This is a genomic window from Hymenobacter aranciens, assembly GCF_030580865.1.
GTDB lineage: Bacteria > Bacteroidota > Bacteroidia > Cytophagales > Hymenobacteraceae > Hymenobacter > Hymenobacter aranciens.
Genome location: NZ_JAUQSY010000018.1, coordinates 76,375 through 97,781, shown reverse-complemented (window position 1 = coordinate 97,781; position 21,407 = coordinate 76,375). Strand labels below are relative to the sequence as shown.

Annotated in this window: 4 protein-coding genes; 3 read left to right on the top strand and 1 reads right to left on the bottom strand. The window is 64.4% G+C overall.

The annotated features are described in order from the left end of the window. Nucleotides 1–16 precede the first annotated feature (16 nt). The 3 genes from Q5H93_RS21305 (at nucleotide 17) to Q5H93_RS21295 (ending at nucleotide 20,651) form a co-directional block, all read left to right on the top strand. Entirely contained in the window at nucleotides 17–13,393 is a 13,377-nt protein-coding gene (locus Q5H93_RS21305) for an FG-GAP-like repeat-containing protein (RefSeq protein ID WP_305008729.1), read from the top strand. A 728-nt stretch (nucleotides 13,394–14,121) separates the two neighbouring features. Beyond that, nucleotides 14,122–18,783, top strand: a complete 4,662-nt coding sequence (locus Q5H93_RS21300) for a T9SS type A sorting domain-containing protein (protein ID WP_305008728.1) — start codon at nucleotides 14,122–14,124, stop codon at nucleotides 18,781–18,783. Next, nucleotides 18,780–20,651, top strand: coding sequence for a T9SS type A sorting domain-containing protein (locus Q5H93_RS21295; RefSeq protein WP_305008727.1), 1,872 nt, complete (start codon nucleotides 18,780–18,782; stop codon nucleotides 20,649–20,651). Before Q5H93_RS21300 ends, Q5H93_RS21295 begins: the two co-directional genes overlap by 4 nt. Before the next feature lie 123 nt (nucleotides 20,652–20,774). Here the strand turns inward: Q5H93_RS21295 and Q5H93_RS21290 are convergent, their stop codons facing one another. Continuing rightward, nucleotides 20,775–21,407 (bottom strand): DUF4276 family protein, encoded by a 633-nt coding sequence (locus Q5H93_RS21290; RefSeq protein WP_305008726.1) that lies wholly within the window; start codon nucleotides 21,405–21,407, stop codon nucleotides 20,775–20,777.

Sequence of the window (21,407 nt, the reverse complement as noted above, 5' to 3'; positions counted from 1 at the left end):
CTTCACTCGCTATTCCATGAATATCATATTCACCCGCCGGACGGGCGCGCAACGGCGCGACCGGGCCGGCACCCCGCGCTGGCTGGCGCGGCTGGCGGCCCTCGGGGCGCTGGCCCTGGGATTGGGCACCCCGGCCCAGGCCCAGACGCTGCCCGTCACGAGCGGGCTCTACCGGCACTTCCGGGCCGATGCCGGGGTGAGCACCGACGGCAGCGGCAACGTGACCGTGTGGGCCGACCAGAGCCCCAACGCCACCACGGCCATTCAGTCGGGCAGCGCCCAGCGGCCGGCCCTCGTGGCCACCGGCCTGGGCAACAAGCCCACCCTGCGCTTCGACGGCGCCGACGATGTGTTGTCGCTGACGTCGAACGTGGATTTGACCAGCGGCGGGCTGTCCATCTTTGTGGTGGGCCGCAACGCCGTGCGCAAGAACTACAACGGTATTTTCCGCGTGGCCTCGGCCCTAACGGGCAATGCCGCCGGTATCGAAATCTACTGGCAGGCGGGCAGCAGCGGCTCGGGCAATGCCGAATACACGGCCAACCGCAGCAGCAGCGGCAGCGGCTACACGAACTACCTGGAGTCGGCGAATGCCGGGCCGGCCGCCCCGGCGCCGTACATCTACGGGATGGCGGCTGCGGGCACCACCTCGCGCGGCCAGGCCCTTAACGGCACCACCAGCAGCACCAACGGCGGCAGCGGCTCGTATTTGCCGGCCGTCAGCAGCCCGGCCTGGCTGGGCGTGGGCTACGCCGGCACCAGCAACGTGTACCTGAACGGCGACCTCTCGGAGGTTATCATCTACAACCGCGAGGTGACGACTGCCGAGCAAACGCAGATTGAAACCTACCTAAGCAACAAGTACAACATTGCCACGGCAGCCAATCCCACCCCGCTGACTTCGGGCTCGCCCGTGAGCAGCGGCCTGCGCCTGCACCTGGCCGCCGACCAGGGCCTCACCAGCAGCGGCGGCACCGTCACCGCCTGGGCCGACCTGAGCGGCAACGGCTTCGGCGTGGCCCAGGCTACGGCCGGGCAGTGCCCCGCCCTCACCAGCAATGCCGTGAACGGCAAGCCTGCCTTGAGCCTCGACGGCAACGACGACTGGCTGCAATCGACGGGCGCCGTGGACCTGCTGGCCGGGCAGACGAACTACACCTTCTTCGCCGTAACCAAGCCGGGCACGACCCAAAAGCAGTACGCCGACATCTTCGACTACTCGCACTCGGGCGGCAGCCGCTTCGTCATTCAGCAGGATGGCAACAGCACCAACACCTTTTATAACAACGGCGTAACGGCCGCCAACCAGGTGCTGCCCACGGCGGGCTTCAGCATCTTGGGCGGCACGTTTGCCAATGGCGGCACCGGCACGAGCCGCCTGAACGGCGGCAACGCGCTGTCGGGCCCGGCTTCGACCAACTCCTGGGCCACGCCGGCCAACTTCCGGGTGGGCAACTGGAGCCTCACAGGCCGCGAATTCAACGGCCAGATTGCCGAAGTGCTGGTATTTAACCGCGTGCTGACGGCCACCGAAATCGGGCAGGTGGAAACCTACCTGGGCTCGAAATACGCCATTGCCCTGGCCAGCACCGTGCCCACGCTGAGCAGCGTGACGCCCGCCCGCCACGCCCCCAGCGCGGCCCGCAGCAGCGACATCAGCCTGACGTTCTCAGCCGCTTTGAACAGCGCCTCGGCTTCGGCCACGGCGCTGAAAGTGTTTGGTAATTACAGCGGCCTGCGCGGCGCCAGCTACAGCGGCGGCGGCAGCAGCACGCTCACCATCAACCCCACCACGGACTTCCGGGCCGGCGAGCAGGTGAGCGTAACCGTGACCACGGCCGCCCAGAGCGACGCCAGCAACACCCCCCTGGGCCAGGGCTACGTGAGCCAGTTTGTGGCGGCCAGCGGTGCGGCCACGGGCACCTTCAGCGGCAGCACCAACCCCACGGCCAACCGCCCGGTGGGCGTGGCCGCCGCCGACTTCAACGGCGATGGCAACCCCGACCTGGTGGCGGCCAACTACCAGGGCGGCATGGCCTACTACCAGGGCAACGGCAATGGCGGCTTTGCCGCCGCCGTGCTCTACAATGCCGGCGCCCAGGTGCACTCCGTGGCCACCGGCGACCTCGACAACGACGGTGACGTGGACGTGGTGGCCGCCAACTACAGCGGCAGCAACGCCCTCATTTACCTCAACAACGGCAGCGGCACCTTCGTGGGCAGCACGGCGGCCGTGGGCGCCGGCCCCACCTGCGTGGCCCTGGGCGACGTGGACGGCGACGGCGACCTCGACCTGGTAACGGCCGGCTACTCGGCCAACACCGCCAGCATCCGCCTCAACAACGGCAGCGGCATATTTGCCGGCGGCAGCAACCTGAGCCTCGCGGCCATTGCCTTCAGTACCACGCTGGGCGACGTGGACAACGACGGCGACCTCGACCTGCTGGCTACGCGCTGGAACGGCGGCAACGCCTACCTCTACCTCAACAACGGCAGCGGCTCGTTTGGCCCCTCGGCCAGCACCACCATCGCCACCGGCACCAACCCCGGCTACGCCAGCTTCGGCGACCTCGACGGCGACGGCTTCCTCGATATCGTTATTCCGAACTACGGCTCCAACACCCTCACGGTGGCCTGGGGCAGCGGCACGGGCAGCTTCACCACGGCCAGCATCAGCGGCAGCTTCAGCAACCCCGTGAGCGCCATGCTGGGCGATGCCGACGGCGACGGCCGGCTCGACGTCGTGGTGTCGCAGTACAGTTCGGCCAACGCGCTGACGATTCGCAACCTGGGCGGCCGCACGTTTGCCACCCCGGTGAACGTGTCGGTGCAAACCAGCAGCTACTACGCCATCCTGGCCGACCTCAACAACGACGATGCCCTGGACCTGGTATCGGCCAACTACGGCGGCAACGGCGGCTACACTCTGAGCGTGCGCCTGAACACCAGCGTGGGCGTGCCCACCATCAGCAGCTTCGCCCCCGCCAGCGGCACCGTGGGCAGCACCGTAGTGGTGACGGGTACCAACCTGAACGCCATCACCAGCGTGACCATCAACGGGGTGGCCGCCACGACCTTCAGCACCAACTCGGGCGGCACGCAGCTGACCGTGACGGTACCCGCAGGCGCCAGCACCGGCCTTATCAGCGTGACCAACGCCTCGGGCACAGCTACCAGCAGCACCAGCTACACGGTATTGCCGGCCCCCACCATCAGCAGCTTCACGCCGACCAGCGCGGCGGCGGGCGCCACCGTCACCATCACCGGCACCAACCTGACGGGCGTGACGGGCGTGCTGTTTGGCGGCGTACCGGCGGCTTCATTTTCGGCCTCGTCGAACACCAGCCTGACGGCCACGCCGGCCGTGGGCGGCGCCTCGGGCGTGGTGACGCTGCTGTATGGCGGCAGCCAGAGCGTGAGCAGCGCGGCGCAGTTCAGCTTCCTGCTGCCCAACATCACCCGGGTGGAGTATTTCATTGATACCGACCCGGGCTTTGGCGCGGCTACGGCCCTGGCCATCACCCCAGGCGCCGATTTGAGCGGCCTGACGGCCAACATCAACGTGGGCAGCCTCACGACGGGCTTTCACGCCATCGGCTACCGTTCGCAGGATGCCAACGGCCAGTGGAGCATCACCACGCGCCGCACGTTCTACTTCGAGCCCAGCGCCGCGCAGGCCCTGGCCGAGGTGAACAAGGTGGAGTACTTCATCGACACCGACCCGGGCTTCGGTCTGGCCACCGACGTGCCCGTGACGGCCGCCACTGATATCAGCAACCTGTCGCTGAGCGTAAGCGTGGGTAGCCTGAGCACTGGCTTTCACTCCATCGGCTACCGCTCGCGCGATGCCAACGGCCAGTGGAGCCTGACCAATCGCAGGTCGTTCTACTTCGAGCCCACGGCCGCCCAAACGCTGGCTAACGTGAATAAAGTAGAGTATTTCGTGGACACTGACCCTGGCTTCGGCCTGGCGACGGATGTGCCGGTGACGGCCGCCACCGATATCAGCGGTATTGCCTACAACATCAACCTGGGCGCGCTGACGACGGGCTTCCACACCATCGGCACCCGCAGCCGCGACGCCAACGGGCAGTGGAGCCTCACCAGCCGCAAAAACTTCTACTACGAGCCCACGGCCGCCGCGCCGCTGGCCAACATCGACCGCATCGAGTATTTCCTCGATACCGACCCCGGCTTTGGCCTGGCCACGGCCGCCACCGGCTACGCTTCGCTCACCAACGTGCCAAACGTGAACCTGGCCATCGACCTGAGCAGCGCCAGCACCGGCTTCCACAGCCTGGGCATCCGCTCGCGCGATGCCGACGGCAAGTGGAGCCTCACCAACCGCCGCACCTTCTACTACGAGCCGACCATCATCTCGCTCGACCGCAACATCACGCGCATCGAGTATTACCTCGACACCGACCCGGGCTTCGGCCTGGCCACCGATGTGACGCCGGCTAACTCGCTCAGCTTCGATTTTCAGAACGTCGGCTTCCAGGTGAATCTGAGCAGCCTGAGCGCGGGCTTCCACACCCTGAACCTGCGCTCGAAAGACGACCAAAACAAGTGGAGCCTGACCAACCGCCGCACCTTCTACTACGAAGTGGTGGCTGCCCAGACCCTGCCCAATATCACGCGCATCGAGTATTATTTCGATACCGACCCGGGCTTTGGCTCGGCCACGGCCGCGAGCATCACCGCCGGGCCCGACCTGAACGGGGTGGGCATTCTGGCTGATGCCTCGGCCTTGGCCGATGGCACCCACCGCCTGTTCATCCGCTCGCAGGATGCCAGCGGCAAGTGGAGCCTGGTGAGCAACCTTACCTTCCTGAAAAGCGGCTGCGGCTCGTCGGCTAACATCGCCGCCAACCTGCCCACCGCCAACTACACGCAGAGCAGCGCCTGGAGCGGCTCGGCCCAATCGGTATTCAACGGCGGGGCCTGGAACGCCGGCGCTTACAGCGGTACCGTGCAGGTGGACATGACCACCCCGCGCCAGCTGACGCAGGTGCGCTACACGCCCGGCGCTTCGCCCACTACCAGCGCTACTTACACCATCCAGGTATCGTCGAACATGACCAACTGGACTACGGTGGACACGTACAGCACCACCGTAACGGCGGGCAGCAGCGTGGAGGTGGTGCGCACCCTGGCCGTGCCGCAAACCAACGTGCGCGGCCTGCGCCTGGTAGCCAGCACACCCAGCTCGTGGACGTCCATCTCGAACGTGGGCGCTTACGACTTCAACTGCAACGGCCCGGCCATCACCAGCTTCACGCCCACGGGCGGCGCGGCCGGCACCACGGTAAACATCGTGGGTACCAACCTGGCTGGCGTGACCAGCGTGAGCTTCAACGGCACGGCCGTGCCGGTGGCCAACATCACCAACAACACCGCCACCGGCCTGACGGTGGTGGCCCCGGCGGGCGGCACCAGCGGCCAGATTTGCCTGGTGGCCACGGCCGGCAGCACCTGCTCGGCCCAGAGCTTCCAGTACCCGCCCACAATTACCACCGGCACGGTGTCGCCGCAGAGCTTCTGCGCCAGCACCTACATTACGGTGCCCTTCAGCACCTTGCTGAGCGGCTACAATGCCGGCAACCAGTTCGGCTTCCAGCTGTCGGATGCCAGCGGCGTGTTCTCGAACGGCTCGCGCATCTACAACCAGAGCGTGTCGGTGGGCCCGAATGGCGGCTCGATTACCGACACGGTGGCTTTCCGCACCCCGGCCGGCAACGGCTACCGCGTGCGGGTGGTGAGCACCAACCCGGTCATCTACGGCACGCCGAACCCGGTGAATCTGACCATCCATCCCACCCCGGTGGCTACGGCCGCAGCCTCGGCTACCACGGTGGTGTATAACGGCAGCACCACGCTCACGGCCGGCCCCGCCGCCCAGAACAGCTACCAGTGGTACGTGCGCTACGCCAGCAACGGCGGCACGAGCTACGTGGGCAGTGGCGCTTCGCTGACTTTGAGCAACATGCAGCCCAGCCAGAGCGGCAAGTACTTCGTGTACGTGAGCAACTCGAACGGCTGCCAGGACTCGGCTTCGGTGCGGGTGACGGTGCAGCCCTCGGCCCAGCCGATTCTGGCCATCAGCCAGTTCGGCGGCTCGTATTGCGCGGGCAGCTCGAATATCTACTTCAGCTACGTGGTGCAGGGCAACTCCTTCCCGAGCGGCAACACCGTGACGGCCGAATTGTCGGACGCCAGCGGTTCCTTCACTTCGCCCACGGTGCTGGGCACGGTGCCCTTCGTGGGCCAGGGCACGGGCTCGTTCAACGTGACCCTGCCGAACACCCTGCTCCAGGGCAGCGCCTACCGCGTGCGCCTGACGGCCAGCACGCCCTTCGCCGCCGCTCCGGCTACGAACGGCACGAACCTGACCATCAACGCCCCGCCGCTGGCGGTGGCCGGCTCCAACTCACCGGTAGCCTACAACGGCACCATCCAGCTGACGGCCCAGACCGCCGGCCCCGGCGCCAGCTACCAGTGGTATGGCCCGAACTTCTACTCGACACAGCAGAACCCGACCATCAACAACGCCACCACGGCCCAGAACCAAGGCACGTATCAATTGGTGGTGACGCAGAACGGCTGCCAGAACCCGGCTACCACCACCGTGGTGGTGAGCCCCAGCTCGGCTCCGATTCTGACCCTGACGCAGTTTGGCGGCGGCCCCTTCTGCGCCGGCACTTCGACCCTGAATATTGGTTTCAACGTGACGGGCAACTCCTTCGGCGCGGGCAACCAGATTCAGGCGCAGCTGTCGGACGCCAGCGGCTCGTTTGGTGCCACCACGACCATCGGCACGGTGGCCTTCACCGGCCAGGGCAACGGCATCATCACGGTGGCTTTCCCGGCTGGCACCCCGGCCGGTAGCGGCTACCGCGTCCGCCTGGTGGGCACCAACCCGGGCGTGCCCAGCCAGACCGACAACGGCGCGAACCTGGTAATCAACGCCGCTCCGGTAGCTACCATCGTGAGCAACAACTCGCCGGTGGCCTACAGCGGCACCGTGACCCTGACGACCCAGGCCGTGAGCGGCGCCACCTACGTGTGGAGCGTGCCGGGCTTCGGCAACGTGAGCACGGGCAGCAGCCCCACGCTGAATTTCAACAACGCGACGCCTGCGAACAGCGGCACCTACACCGTGTACGTGACCGTGGCCGGCTGCAGCAGCAGCACCACGGCCAGCGTGACGGTGCTGCCGGCCGGGCAGCCCATTGTGGCCATCAGCCAGTTTGGCGGCTCGCTCTGCGCCGGCGCTTCGCTGAGCATCGGCTTCAATGTATCGGGCGCCAACCACAGCGGCAGCCTCGCGGCCGAGCTCTCGGATGCCAGCGGCAGCTTCGGCACGCCGGTGAGCATCGGCTCGGTAACTTTCAACGGCCAGGGCAACGGCTCGATTTCGGCCACCATCCCGGTGAGCACGGCGCAGGGCGGCCTGTACCGCATCCGCCTGACCTCGGGCGTGGCCATCACGGCCAACCCGGCCACCAACGGCTCGAACCTCAGCATCAGCGCCACGCCCATTGCCTCGGCCAGCTCCAACTCGCCGGTAGCGGCGGGCGGCACCATCAATCTGCTGGCTGCCACCACCCTGGCAGGCACCACCTACTCGTGGACCGGCCCGAACGGCTACTCGGCCCCGAACCAGCAGAACCCGAGCATCAACAACGCCACCAGCGCCAACGCCGGCACCTACGTGCTGACGACCTCGCTGGCCGGCTGCTCGACCCAAAGCACTGTGGCGGTGAGCGTGAACACGCCCAGCGCCACGCTGGCCACGGGCTCGTTCAGCGGCTCGTTCTGCCCCGGCTCCTTCGTGACGGTGCCTTTCACCGCCACGGGCTTCGATGCGGGCAACGTGTTCACGGCCCAGCTCTCCAGCGCCAGCGGCAGCTTCGCCTCGCCGGTGAATATCGGCGCGGTGAGTGGCGCTTCGGCCACCAGCATCAGCGCCCAGATTCCCGTGGGCACGGCAGCCGGCACCGGCTACCGCATCCGCGTGGTAGGCAGCTCGCCCGCCATGACCAGCAGCACCGACAATGGCGCGAACCTGACCGTGGGCGCCATCACCTTCGTGTGGACCGGCGCGGCCGGCACCGCTGACTGGTACAACGCCGCCAACTGGAGCTGCGGCCAGGTACCCACCAACACCAGCGTGGTTGTCATCCCCGGCACGGGCGTGACCATCTACCCCATCGTAACCGGCACCACCGCCGTGGCCCTGAACCTGACGGTGCAAGCCGGCGCCACCTTCACCGTGAACGGCACATTCAACCTCTACGGCAACGTGACGGTGAACGGCAGCTGGGTGGCCGGCAACAGCAGCAGCTGGCACTTCGCCGGCGGCGGCACGCACTACGTGTATGGCGGCAGCTACTTCTACGCCAACAACCTGTACATCGGCACGGGCAACACCCTCAACCTGACCAGCTACAACTCCAACTTCTACGTGAGCGGCGGCTGGTACAACGACGGTAGCTTCCTGGCGAATACGGGTGCGGCCTACAGCGTGATTTTCAACGGCAACGGCACGCAGTGCATCTGCGGGGGCAGCGCCACCACGTTCTACGGCGTGCAGGTGCTGAGCGGCGCGACGGTGAACCTGGGTATCGGCACCATCTTCCACGGCAACGTGGTGGTGGACGGCACCTTCAACGCCCTCACTTACGGCGTGACCTTCATGGGCACGGTGAGCCTGGGCGGGCAGTCTACCGGCACCAGCTACTTCCACACCATCACCATTGCCACCGGCGCGGTGGTGACGCTGGTGGACGACATCATCGTGCGCGGCGACTGGATTAACGACGGCCAGTTTACGGGTGGCACCTACTCGGTGACCTTCGGCGGCAACGTGCTCCAGATTATCGGCGGCACGCAGCTGACGAACTTCTACAACGTGGTCTTCCAGAACACCCTGGCCAGCGTGACCCTGCACCAGAACATCTACGTGCTGGGCTCGTTCGTGAACACCGGCACCTTTTACGGCTGGTACCTGAACGGCGGCGTAGTGAATGGCTACTACGTGCGCTTCGGCGGCTCGTCGGCCCAGGTGATTACGGCTAACACGACCACCTACTTCTATCACTTCTACGTGAGCAACACGGTGAGCGTGAGTTTGGCCACCAACATCCACGTGGCCGGTAACTTCTACCTCTACACCGGCGTCTTCAACCCCGCCACCTACACCATCAACTTCAACGGCACCGAGGGGCCGACGGTGGTGCAAACGGTGGGCTGCTACGCCAGCGGCGTGCTCAACTTCTACGGCTGGAACATCTTCAGCGGGGCCTACGTGCGCCTGCTGCACAATGCCACCTGGCTGGGCGGCTTCGTGAACAACGGCACCTTCTACGGCTACGACGTGGTGGGCGGCGTGTACACCTACTACACCAGCTACTTCGGCGGCACGGTGGCGCAGGTGCTTAGCGGCACTGGTTTCTACTACTTCGGCCACATCCGCATCGACAACAGCGTGGCGGGCGGCGTGACCTTCGGCTGCCCGGTGTATGTGCGCGGCAACTGGTACAACGGCGGCGTGTTCTTCTGCGGCACCAGCACGGTGTACTTCGACGGCACCGAGGCCCAGCTCATCGACGGCTCCACGGCCACGACCTTCTACCACGTCAACATCGGCAACACGGCCCTGGTGGGCGGCGTGAGCCTGGCCCAGGCCATCAACGTAACCGGCAACTGGCTGGGCATGGGTCGCTTCTTCGGCACCGGCTACCTCACCAGCTTCATCGGCTCGGCGCTGCAAACCATCAACTGCGGGGCGGCGGGCTACTTCGGCAATATGTTCATCGGCAACAACACCGGAGTGCGTTTGCTCACCGACATTCGCCTCGACGGCAACTGGGGCCACAACGGCGGCTTCCTGGCCAACGGCTACACGGTGTACTTCGTGGGTGGTTCGGGCACGCAGTTTATCGGCGGCACGGCGACTACGATTTTCCACCACCTCAACATTGCCTCGACGGCCACAGTGCAGCTCAACCGCACCATCACCCTCACCGGCAACTGGATTAACGACGGCTCGTTCCTGCACAACTCGCTGCTGGTGTACTTCAACGGCACCGTGGCACAGTACATCGGCGGCCTCGTGCCCACGACGTTCTATCACGTCACCTTCGGCACTACCGCCGTGGTGAACCTGCGGCAGAACATCTACGTGGTGGCCGATTTCCTGAACAACGGCGGCTTCTACGGCTACGATGGCACCACCGGCTACTGGGTACGCTTCAGCGGCTCAGCTACGCAGATTGTGAATGTGGGCCCAGGTGCTATCACCCGCTTCCACCACTTCTACGCCGACAACGCCGTGGCCGTGCAGCTGATGCAGAACGTGTACATCCGGGGTGATTTCTACCTCTACCGCGGGGTGTTCCAGCCCGGCACGTACACCTGCTACTTCAACGGCATCACGCAGAGCGTGGGCGGCGTTTCGGCTCTGACGTTCTTCGGCTGGGACATTGCTACCGGCTCGACCGTGACGCTGAACCAGCACACCACCCTGCTGGGTAACTTCGCCAACGCCGGCACCTTCCATTGCAGCAGCCCCTACGGCTTCACCTTCGGGGGCAGTATTGCGCAGGTTATCAGCGGTGCGGGCACTTTCAACTTCTGGCACGTCATCTGGGATAACGCGGCGGGCATCACTCTCAACCAGGACATCTTCGTGCTGGGCGACTGGACCAACCGCGGCGGCTTCCTGGCCAATGGGCACCTCGTGACCTTCAAAGGCACCGCCACGCAGTACATCGGCGGCTTGATTAACACGGTATTCCACCACCTGACCATCGAGAACGGGGCCACGGTGCAGATTAACCGCAACATCTCGCTGCTCGGCAACTGGCTCAACAACGGCTCGTTCCTGCACAACTCGCTGCTGGTGCTCTTCAACCACCAGACCGTGGCCCAGACCTGCGGCGGCACGAGCATCACGCGCTTCTACGACGTGACCTTCGCCAACCCGGTGAACGTAAGCCTCGACCACGACATTGATGTGGTGCACAACTTCATCAACAGCGGCGGCTTCTGCGGCTGCGGCCACCGCACCCGCTTCAACGGCACGGTGCCGCAGACCATCACCTGCACCTCGGGCCGGACGCACTTCCACGACATCACCTTCGACAACCTGCAGGGCGTGACGATGCTCGACGGCATCTACGTGAGCGGCCTGTGGGTGAACAACGGCGGTTTCCTCCACAACAACCAGCTGGTGATTTTCGACGGCACCGCCCTGCAAACCATCGGCGGCACCGCCGCACTGACGGCGTTCTACAACGTCGGCATCACCAACGCGGTGAACGTGCAGCTGCTGCACAACATCACGGTAGCCGGCTACTGGAACAACACCGGCATCTTCACCGGCAACGGCTTCCTGACCACCTTCAACGGCACGGCCAGCCAGACCATCACTACCGGGGCCCTGCCCGCCAAGACCACCTTCCACCACGTCACCTGGGCTAACCCCGTAGGCTGCGTGCTGGGCGGCGACCTCTACGTGACCGGCAACTGGCTCTGCAACGGCCCCTTCAACCCCGCTACCTGGACGGTGTACTTCAACGGTACCACGGCCCAGACCTGCGGCGGCTCGGCCCAGATTCGCTTCCACGGTATCAACGTGAGCAACACTACGGGCCTCACCTGCAATGGCCCCGTATACTTCACCGGCAACTTCGTGAACACCGGCCTCGTGAACTGCGGCACCTACCCCTGGTACTGCACCGGCACCTCGGCCCAGACCATCGGCGGCGTATCCACCACGCCCACGCGCTTCTACGACCTGGTGCTGCAAAACGCCAGCGGCGTCACGGCCACCGATAACTTCTTCCTGACCCACGTCCTCACCCTCAGCACCGGCAACCTGGCCTCCAACGGCCACCTCACCCTGGTGAGCAACGCCAGCGGCACCGCCATGGTGGTGAACCCCGTGGGCGGCGGCGAAGTAACCGGCGAAGCCACCATGGAACGCTTCATCACCGGCCTAGGCGGCTCGCCCGGCTACCGCCACTACGCCTCGCCCATGAAGCGCAGCGCCGGCAGCATCAGCACCACGGTGCAGGAGTTTGCCGACGACCTCCCGGTGTTCGAGCTGAACACGGCCTACAACACCGCCGGCAACTCGGTGACGCCCTTCCCCACCCTGTTTAAGTACGAGGAGCCGCGCCTGAGCAGCACCTTCAACAACTTCGACCGGGGCTGGATGGTGCCCACCGCTACCGAGGACCTGGAGCCGATGCGCGGCTACACCGCCCAAACCGATGCCACCACCACCGTGGACATCAAGGGCCTGCTGCAAAACGGCAACGTGACTACCAGCCTCACCCGCGGCAGCACCTCGGAAGCCGGCTGGCAGCTCATCGGCAACCCCTACCCCGCCCCGATGGACTGGGACGTAGTGCGCAACACCCCCGGCCTGCTCACCGGCATCGCCGACGCTATCTACGTGCACAAGCCCACCGGCCGCTACACGGGCTCCTACGCCAGCTACATCAACGGCCTCGGCCAGAACGGTGGTAGCAAGGACCTGGCCGCCATGCAGGGCTTCTTCGTGCGGGCCACCAGCGCCACGGCCAGCGTGAGCATGACCAACGCCGTGCGCGCCACCGCTTACGTGTCGCCCACCTTCAACCGCCCGGCCCCAACCAGCAATGGCGTAACTGCCCGCCCGGTGCTGCGCCTCGAAGCCCGCACCACTACCGGCCTCGCCGATGAAGCGGTTATCTACTTCGAGCCCGGCGCGGGCCTGGGCTTCTCGCCCCGGCACGATGCCTACAAGATGCAGCTCAACGGCGCCGGCCGCCCCAGCCTCTGGAGCCAGGCCGGCAGCGAAAGCTTCGCCATCAACGGCCTGCCCGAGATGAGCACCGAGCGCAGCATCCCGCTGGGCGTGCGCGTGAGCACCACCGGCCAGCACGAGCTGGTGCTCACCGACCTCTCCGACTTCCCCGCCGGCACGCAAGTGTGGCTGGAAGATACCGAGCTCGGCCGCCGCCAGAACCTCATCCTGAACGGCACCTACGCCTTCACCATGGACGCCCGCTTCGCCGGTCAGCGCTTCTACCTCAACTTCGTGGCCCCGCGCACCGCAGTGGTAATGAGCACGACCGCCAAGCTGGAAGCCGCCACCGCCCTCTACCCCAACCCGACCACCGGCCGGGCCACCGTAGAACTGAGCGGCCTGTGCGAGCAGGGCCCGGTCCGCATCGACGTGGTGAACACCCTGGGCCAGGTGCTGCTGCAACGCAGCGCCCAGCCCCGCCAGGGCATCATCGCCCAGGCCCTCGACCTGCGCGAGCTGCCCGCCGGTGTGTACAGCGTGCGCCTGCACGCCCAGGAAGGCACCGTGGTCAAACGCCTCGTGAAAGAATAGCCAAGTCCTTTCTTTCTGCAAAGCGAAAGCCCCGCCAGGTTCTGGCGGGGCTTTTTTGTGGACAAAAATGTAGGCGGTAGAACACCTACCAGCCCGGGCTTAAGCAATTATTCTATTCGCCTGCTAACAGTCGGGCCTTAGCTACGGGCTGGTGCGCCGCACCTGGGCAAAACGCCAGAAATACCGATGGTCCAAAACAGAAGCGGCACTGCTAACAACTCCTCACTCAGCGTTAATCCCTGGCTAGAAGTTGAAAAATTTATTTTCAAGCCACTAAAATTATTCGCGTTTTTCTGCAAGAACCAAAACTCGAATAACAATTTAACACCAAATAATTTAGCTTTAATGAGCCCGCTTAGAAAAGCATTATACTCAGGACAAATATGTGAATTACCAAGCAAAAAGAGCCGACTTAACTGTCTCAAAATCGGCCATTGTTTCCTTTTTTTTCCTCTCCGTCTCATAAGACATTTGCTACGCTCTTGCTGAATTGAGCATTAGCCCCCTTCCCTGGTTCCATCATTTTTCATAACCTGCTATTTTATAACAAAAAACAAGTATTCCACCGTGCAGCCATAACGTTCGTCTGTTCTGCAAAGCACCTTCCACCTCTAGCCCGTTTTTAGCATGTAGCACACCCCAAAACACCCCAACAACCATCTTTTAACCAGCATTTTATCAGCAATCCACTTCGACTGACAATTTGCGCCCGTTTTTTCTCACCATTCATGAACAAATTTTACCTACCTGGTAATGTCCGGCTCTTATGGCTGGCATTGTACTTCGCAGCACTGCTGCACCCTGGGTTAAGTTGGGCCCAGGACGCCCACTCCTTCCCGGAGTGCTACTGGCGGCCGGCCGACTCCACCGGCCTTAGCGCCCGGCCAGCCAATACGCCCGGCAATCCAGGGCCGGGAGGCCCCATGCAGATAGCTACTGGCACAATAAGCTGTGGGGCGCCCGAGGAAGCTGCCCCCGGCTACTACGTCAATCAGCTGCAAATCCCGAATATGCCGGTTAAAACTGTGCGGCTTGTTATTCACGTGCTCCAGAAAGACGACGGCACCGAAAACTGGCAGTCGCCGGCGCAGGATGGCGGAGCGCAGGAGGCCGTGTTGCGCGGCATAGTAACGGGCCTGGGCAACTGGGCCGGCGGGCCGGTACCGGGCGTCAACGGCATTTACCGCAAGCTGGACAACCGCCTGACGACGCCCACTGGCGGCTGGACCACGCCGGTTACCACCGCGCCCGCACCGCTCCAGGACACCCGCATCCAGTTTCAGGTGGCGCAGGTGCGCTACTACCGCGACACCTACGCCTGGAACATGTCGGAGGGCAGCACCCTCACCTGCCCCGGGGGAGGCACTGCCGGCAACTGCACCAGTTACCTGTATGACAAATACGTGGTGAATACCGTGGCCAACCCCGGCCAGCAGAATGCGATTCCGAACGATTTGGTGGATAACGCTATCCACGTTTTTACGGGGGAGCACCCCGGCGTGGGCACGCCCAACCTGGATGCCTACGGGGTGCCCGTGAACCGCTACCGCATGGGCGGCGTGGCTATGGGCACCCGCTGCATCATCCTACGCGGCTACTACTGGAATCTGTATAATCACCCGCTGATGGCGCCCAACACCGCCTTCAACCCCGACGACCCCAGCAACCCGAACAACGTGGCCAACCAGCAGGCGTCCTTCCGGGTGCTGCAGTGGAACCTGTCGCACGAACTGGGCCACTGCCTGGGCCTGGGCCACGCCTGGGGCACCGGGGCCACCTGCAGCTTCAGTGGTCCGGGCAATGGCCAGCAGGAGTCTAACAACATCATGGACTATCCGCTGCTGCCGGGGTATTCGCTGTCGCAGTGCCAGATTGGTATTATGCACAACCGGCTGAATGCCGGCGAGGTAATGCCGCCCGGCGTGGGGTATGCCACTTACCAGTTTCGGACGGACGCCGCCCAGGTGCGCGACCACTGCCAGCCGCTGGCTGGGCAAGACACCTACGTGAGCAGTTCGCAGACGTGGCGCACGGTGCACAACATGCGCGGTAACCTCCACGTGAAAAGCGGTGCTACCCTGATTGTGAGTTGCCGCCTGGGCTTTGCCGGCCCCACGGCCAAGATAATTGTGCACAAAGGGGGCCGCCTCATCCTGCGCGGGGCCGACATAGGCACGTACCGCACCAGCGACGCCTACGAATGCCCCAACGGCCTGCAGCTGTACCTGGGCGGCACCCCGGCCACGACACCCGCCGATGCCGACAACGCGGGGCTGATTCAGATTGAAGACCCGGCTAACCGCATCCTGTCGAACAACCCCGGGGCGCTCAAAGTGAAGCTGGCCAGCGGCGCTACGCTGCACATTCGTAGCAACGCCGACGTGCTGTTTGAGCAGGGGGTGCTGGAAACGATGCCCGGCAGCTACCTCTGCATTGAGCCCGGCGCCAGCCTGCGCTATGCCGGCAGTGGCACCCTGGCCATTAGCAGCGCCACCAACCTGGGCATCAGCCCCGATGTAACGGCGAACATCACCCTGAACCCAACTCCCACCTGCCAGGGCAACCTGTGCGACATCCAAAGTCAGGCGCTGCAGCTGACGTCGTCGGCCACCGGCGACCCGCTCAACGAGATATGCTCCGGCGATGCCGTCACCCTTACCCTGCGGGGCCTAGCCAACACCGCTTATACCTACCAGTGGTACCGCGATGGCAGCCTGCTGGCGGGAGCCACCAGCAGCACGCTCACCGAATCGCTCACCAACACCATTGTGTCGACGATGGGGGCTAGTGTGCAGGAATACAACTATACTTGCAAGGTAACTCCGCCCGGCTGCCCCAGTGTCAACCGCTCCATCCGTATTCGGGTGCGGCCGCTGGTCGACATGGTGGTCAATACCCCGACGCCGGTAGTGTGCCTGGTGGGCTCGGGCCCCGAGTATGCCACCGACGCCGATGGCGTGCCCTACTACATTCTGAAGGAGAATGTCGCCAATATTGATTTGGCCGCCAGTATCGCGCAGGCCAGCACTATCAATGGGAACGCCGTGGGGGGTACCACCAACTTCGCCTGGAGCGGCAGCCCCTATCTGGACCACAATACGTTTATTGCGGGCCACGGGCCGGGAACCAAGCTGCGCCTCGACGCCCTGCAACAACAGGGCGCGCAGCAGATTACGCTCACGTTGTGCGCCTGGCTGACCAGCTTCCAGGGAATTCCGGGCACGCCCTCGTACGGCAATAGCCGCGACCGCACGACCTGTCAGGTCTGCCGCGAGGTAACCCTGTACTTCTCCAATGGCTCCGATTTTACGGTGAAAGCCGAAGAGTCTTCGATTTGCGCGGGCGAAAGCACAGTGCTACACGCCGGTGGAGCCAGCAGCAACACCTTTACCTGGGAGCCCGGCAACCTGACCGGCTCGTCGGTGGTGGTAACGCCCGACGTGACGACCGAATACACCGTCACGGCCACCAACGGCAGCGGTTGCCAGTCACAACGGAAAGTAACGGTGAAGGTGCGGCCCGCCACCTGCGGCGACTGCGTGAAAAGCAGTCAGCTGATTATAATGGAAAAAGGCGACTACCACGGCGACCTGGAGTTTAAGAGCGGCTACACGTATCACTTCCCCATCGATACGTACTTCCACAACGGCCTCTTTGATGTGCAGCCCGGCGCAACGCTCACGTTTGACAAAGGGGTGTATCTGATAATCGGCGATGATGGCTTTCTGAACGTGCACCAGGGCACGCTGACGGCCAGCTGCGAGGCCATGTGGGGCGGCATTCTTATCAAGAGCTGGTATGGTATGCAGGCGGCGCACAGCGAAATCAGCCACGCCATTGACGGCATTGTGCTGGCCTTCGACCCCAGTGCCGCACCCGCGAACTCAGGGGCTCCTTACGGCCTCTCCCTCACCGACACGCGCTTTCTCAACAACCTGCAGAGTGTGATGCTGAAGGAGGGAGCCGGCGCAACGCCGGGCATTATTAACATCGTGGGCTGCACCTTCGACTCGGACCCGCACCAGATGCGTGCGCCTTACCACTACCGCACCCCCACCAAACAGTTTTGCAGCTGGCGCCACCTCAACCTGAATGGCGACCTGAGCTACTTACAGTTCAGCCACAATACCCTCAAGCACGCACTGTTTGGCGTATGGATGCCAGAGGGACAGGGCCTGAACTCCAGCAAAAACGTATTCTCCGACTGCTACGTGGCCGCCGCCTACAACTACGTCAACAAGCGGCCCAGCACCTGGACCGATAACGTCATTACGTTCCCGGTGCCCGACAATGCCTTCAGCCACCTGCCCTTGGATTTCGTGCGGGATGCGCTAGTCGAGGTAACGGCCCTGGAGGGCCCGCTCGGGCCGGTGCAGCCTAGCACCTGCTTTGGCATCTACGCGCAGGGCGACCCGCTGGTGGTGGAGCGCTGCCGCTTCGAGCAGACGCAGCAACCGTTTACGCTCTACCGCTACGCGGTGCCTTACCCGCAAACCGGGCTCTTTGCCCGCCCCGGCACCACCCTGGTGCGCAACAATCACTTTGAGCAGTTGTACCAGGGCTACCTGGCCCCGGCCGAGCAAGCCGATGGCGAGGTGCTGGGCAATACGTTCCTGGGCTGCCAGATTGGCCTGCGCTTCCAGCGCCAGGATGCCACCCTACCCACTGGCACGGCCGTGGTCGACTGCAACTCCTTCATGCGGCCCGCCGGTGTGGGGGGCGAGAGCTTTGGCATCTGGCGCGCACCGGGCATCTTCACGGCCCCCGGGCAGCCCCTCGAGCAGCTTGATTTCAGCTTCGAGCCGTCGGGAGCCCCAGGCATTCCTGGCACTATCCTTCGCCTGCAGCGCAATGCTTTCACGGGCAATAACTCGGGGAATAATAATGCGGCTACCGGTAGCACGTATTGGCACGTGTATAACAGCAGCGGTAATCCGCCGCTGAATTACGCTCGCTATGAGCAGGCGGCAACGGCTGTGCCCAACGACGCAGAAGACGACCATCTGGGCCCCGACAATCAGGTACAGGGAGCTTACACCGGCGCTACGTTCAACTCGTCGGTCACTTGCCTTACCACGCTTGGGTACACAACTGGCCTGCAGCGTGCGGCGGCTACGCTATCGACGTCCCGCGCCACCGTACCGGGCACTTACCTGACCCAGAATGTGCCTAATCCCTGCACAGGTACCACCACCATCAGCTACCGCACCACCGCTCCGGCCCGCCTGCTGGTGCGCGACGTAAGCGGCCGCCTCTGCCGCACCGAGCCTCTGGCGGCAGGCGAGCACACCCTGACGCTGGACCTGCGTACACTTCCGGCGGGGCTGTACATTTATACGCTGGAGGTAGCAGGGCGCTCCCTCGCTCATCATAAATTGCTCATTCAATGACCGGCGTCACGTTCCCGACCACAGCCCTCCGGGCTGCCCGGCTGCTGAGCCTGCCCCTGCTGCTTGCAGCAGGGGCACATGCGCAGCCTACACTCCTAGTCGAACGCGCCCAACCGTACTATTACCGCGCCGAGCCTAATTCCATTTCGTGGGGCGAGCTGTTTTCCTTCCCGCTACCCGGCCGGCGGTATGCGCACTGCGGCACGGCTAATAACATTAATCCCGCGCGACCTGCCCTGGCTCCGAGCGAATTTATGTTTTCGGTAACGACGGCGCAGGGCGACACGGTGCGCTACCGCCAGCTGGGGCGCAACACCGGCACCCGCGGCCAGGACTTTGCCAAAGGGGTGGTAGCCGAGCCCGACTACAGCCTCACCTACTTCGGCCTGTCCTACACCGCCCGCGCCGGCATCGCCGACTCGCTGGTGCTCGTGAACGTGGACACGCTGGGGCGGGCCCGCCAGCAGCACGCCTACCCGTGGGCGAACGTGAGCGACGTGGGCCACCTGCTGCGCACGGCCGACGGCTACCTGGCCCTGGTGAACTCGCTGGCGTTTCCCGGCACCAGCAGCTTTCCCAAGCCCGGCCTGTGGAAGCTCGACCGGCAAGGCCAGCTGCTGCGGCAGCACAGCTGGGCCAGCCGCGGCTACGGCGGCGTGGGCAACATTATGGACGTGATTGCCCACCCCGACGGCTCGTTGCTGGCCCTGGGCTACTGCGACGATGGCACCCCCTACACGCCCGGCCAGTCGACGCGCGGGCGCATGGACTACTACCTCGTGAAGCTGCGCCCCAGCGGCGACACCCTCTGGACCCGCCGGTTTGGCCAGCCCGGCGACGACGAGTATGGCCGCCGCCTGCGCCTGTGCCCCGACGGCACGCTGGCCATCCTCGGCGAGCGCTACCTGGGCACCGGCACCTCGCCCAAAGCCCAGGGCCAGGCCCTGCTCGTGGACACCCTGGGCCGCGTGAAGTGGACCAGCACCAGCAGCAACCCGCGCTTCAACCTGCCCTACTACCTGCTCCAGCCCCTGGCCAATGGCAATGTCGTCTTCGGTGGCTACGACATGGTGCCCATTCCCAACTCTACCTACTACACCATGCCAGGCTTGCTGGAGTGCCGCACGCCCACCGGCACGGCGGCGTGGCGCTACACGCATTTCTACCCCAATGCTATTTCCTCGCAGTGGTACTCGATGGTGAGCCACCCCGATGGCTCGGCCTATCTGGCCGGCAGCGTGTATGGCCCGGCCGGTACAGTACCGCCGAACTTCAACGCTTACTTCGCCACCTTTGGCGGGGTGGGCGTGCCCTATGTGCCCGACCTGTGCCGCACGCCGCCCACGGCCGCCTTCGCCCCCGCCCTGAGCGTGCGCGGCGACTCTGTGCTCGTGCTCGACCAGTCGATGCCCGGCCCCCGCTACGCCGAGCTCGTGGCCTGGCACTGGGACTTCGGCGACGGCACCACCTACGACGGCCCCACCCCGCCCTGGCACCGCTACGCCACCGCGCCCGGCCCCGGCCTGCAGGTCCGCCTGACCGTGACCAACAACCTCGGCTGCCAGCACACCCTGAGCCTGCTGCCCCTGGCCTCCCGCCCCCGGCAGCTGCAGGCCGGGCTCAGCCTCTACCCCAACCCCACGGCCACCGGCCGGGCCACTGTGGAGCTGAGCGGCCTGCGCGCGCAGGGTCCGGTGCAGATTGATGTGGTCAACACCCTGGGCCAGGTGCTGCTGCAGCGCAGCGCCCAGCCCCGCCAAGGCCTCATCGCTCAGGCCCTCGACCTGCGCGAGCTGCCCGCCGGCGTCTACAGCGTGCGCCTGCACGCCCAGGAAGGCACCGTGGTCAAACGCCTCGTGAAAGAATAGCCGCAAGTCCTTTCTTTCTGCAACAGAAAGCCCCGCCAGAACCTGGCGGGGCTTTTTTGTTGTAGCGCGGATTTTGTAATCCGCGAGTCCGAACGTTCTCACTCGCGGATTACAAAATCCGCGCTACTTCCGTCGGGGCGAAACCATGCCCGCGCCCGCGCCATTATCCACGGCCGTTAGTAGCTCCTGCATAGCTCGCTCCAAACGCTGAAATGACGGTGCCCGCCGCGCTTGCTCAAAATCCAGGTATTTGGTAAACTCGGCTTGGTGCAGCACTTCCTTATACTTCACCAAAGCTGGCATTCGCACCTCTAACTCTTTTTTAGCATTGCGCTTGCCTTCGGGGTTTTCCTCATAGCTGAGGCCATCTGGAAAGTGCGCCGACTGCGCCGCGATGCTCGCCAGGCTTGCCAGCAGCCACGCCTCGTATTCGCGGTAGGCAAACACAATAACCACCGGAAACGGCAGGGGCCGCAACGCAGCAATTTCTTCAGCCAATGCCGGGGCTTCTTCGCAAGGCAACTGGTCCTCCAAATCCAGCAGAATCAATGCACCATCGCAGCGCTTGCCCCGCAGGTGTTCAATGAAATCTGCTAGCCGACTGCGTAGCTTAGCCAAGCCCCACACTTTCATGGTATGCTTAGGTTCCACCTGCCACTCATAGCGCCCATATTCCTCATGTAGCAGCCGCCGCAGCAGAATCGGCGCGGCCTGAATGTCGCCCTCCCCTTCCACCAAAAGATGCAGCGTCGGCAT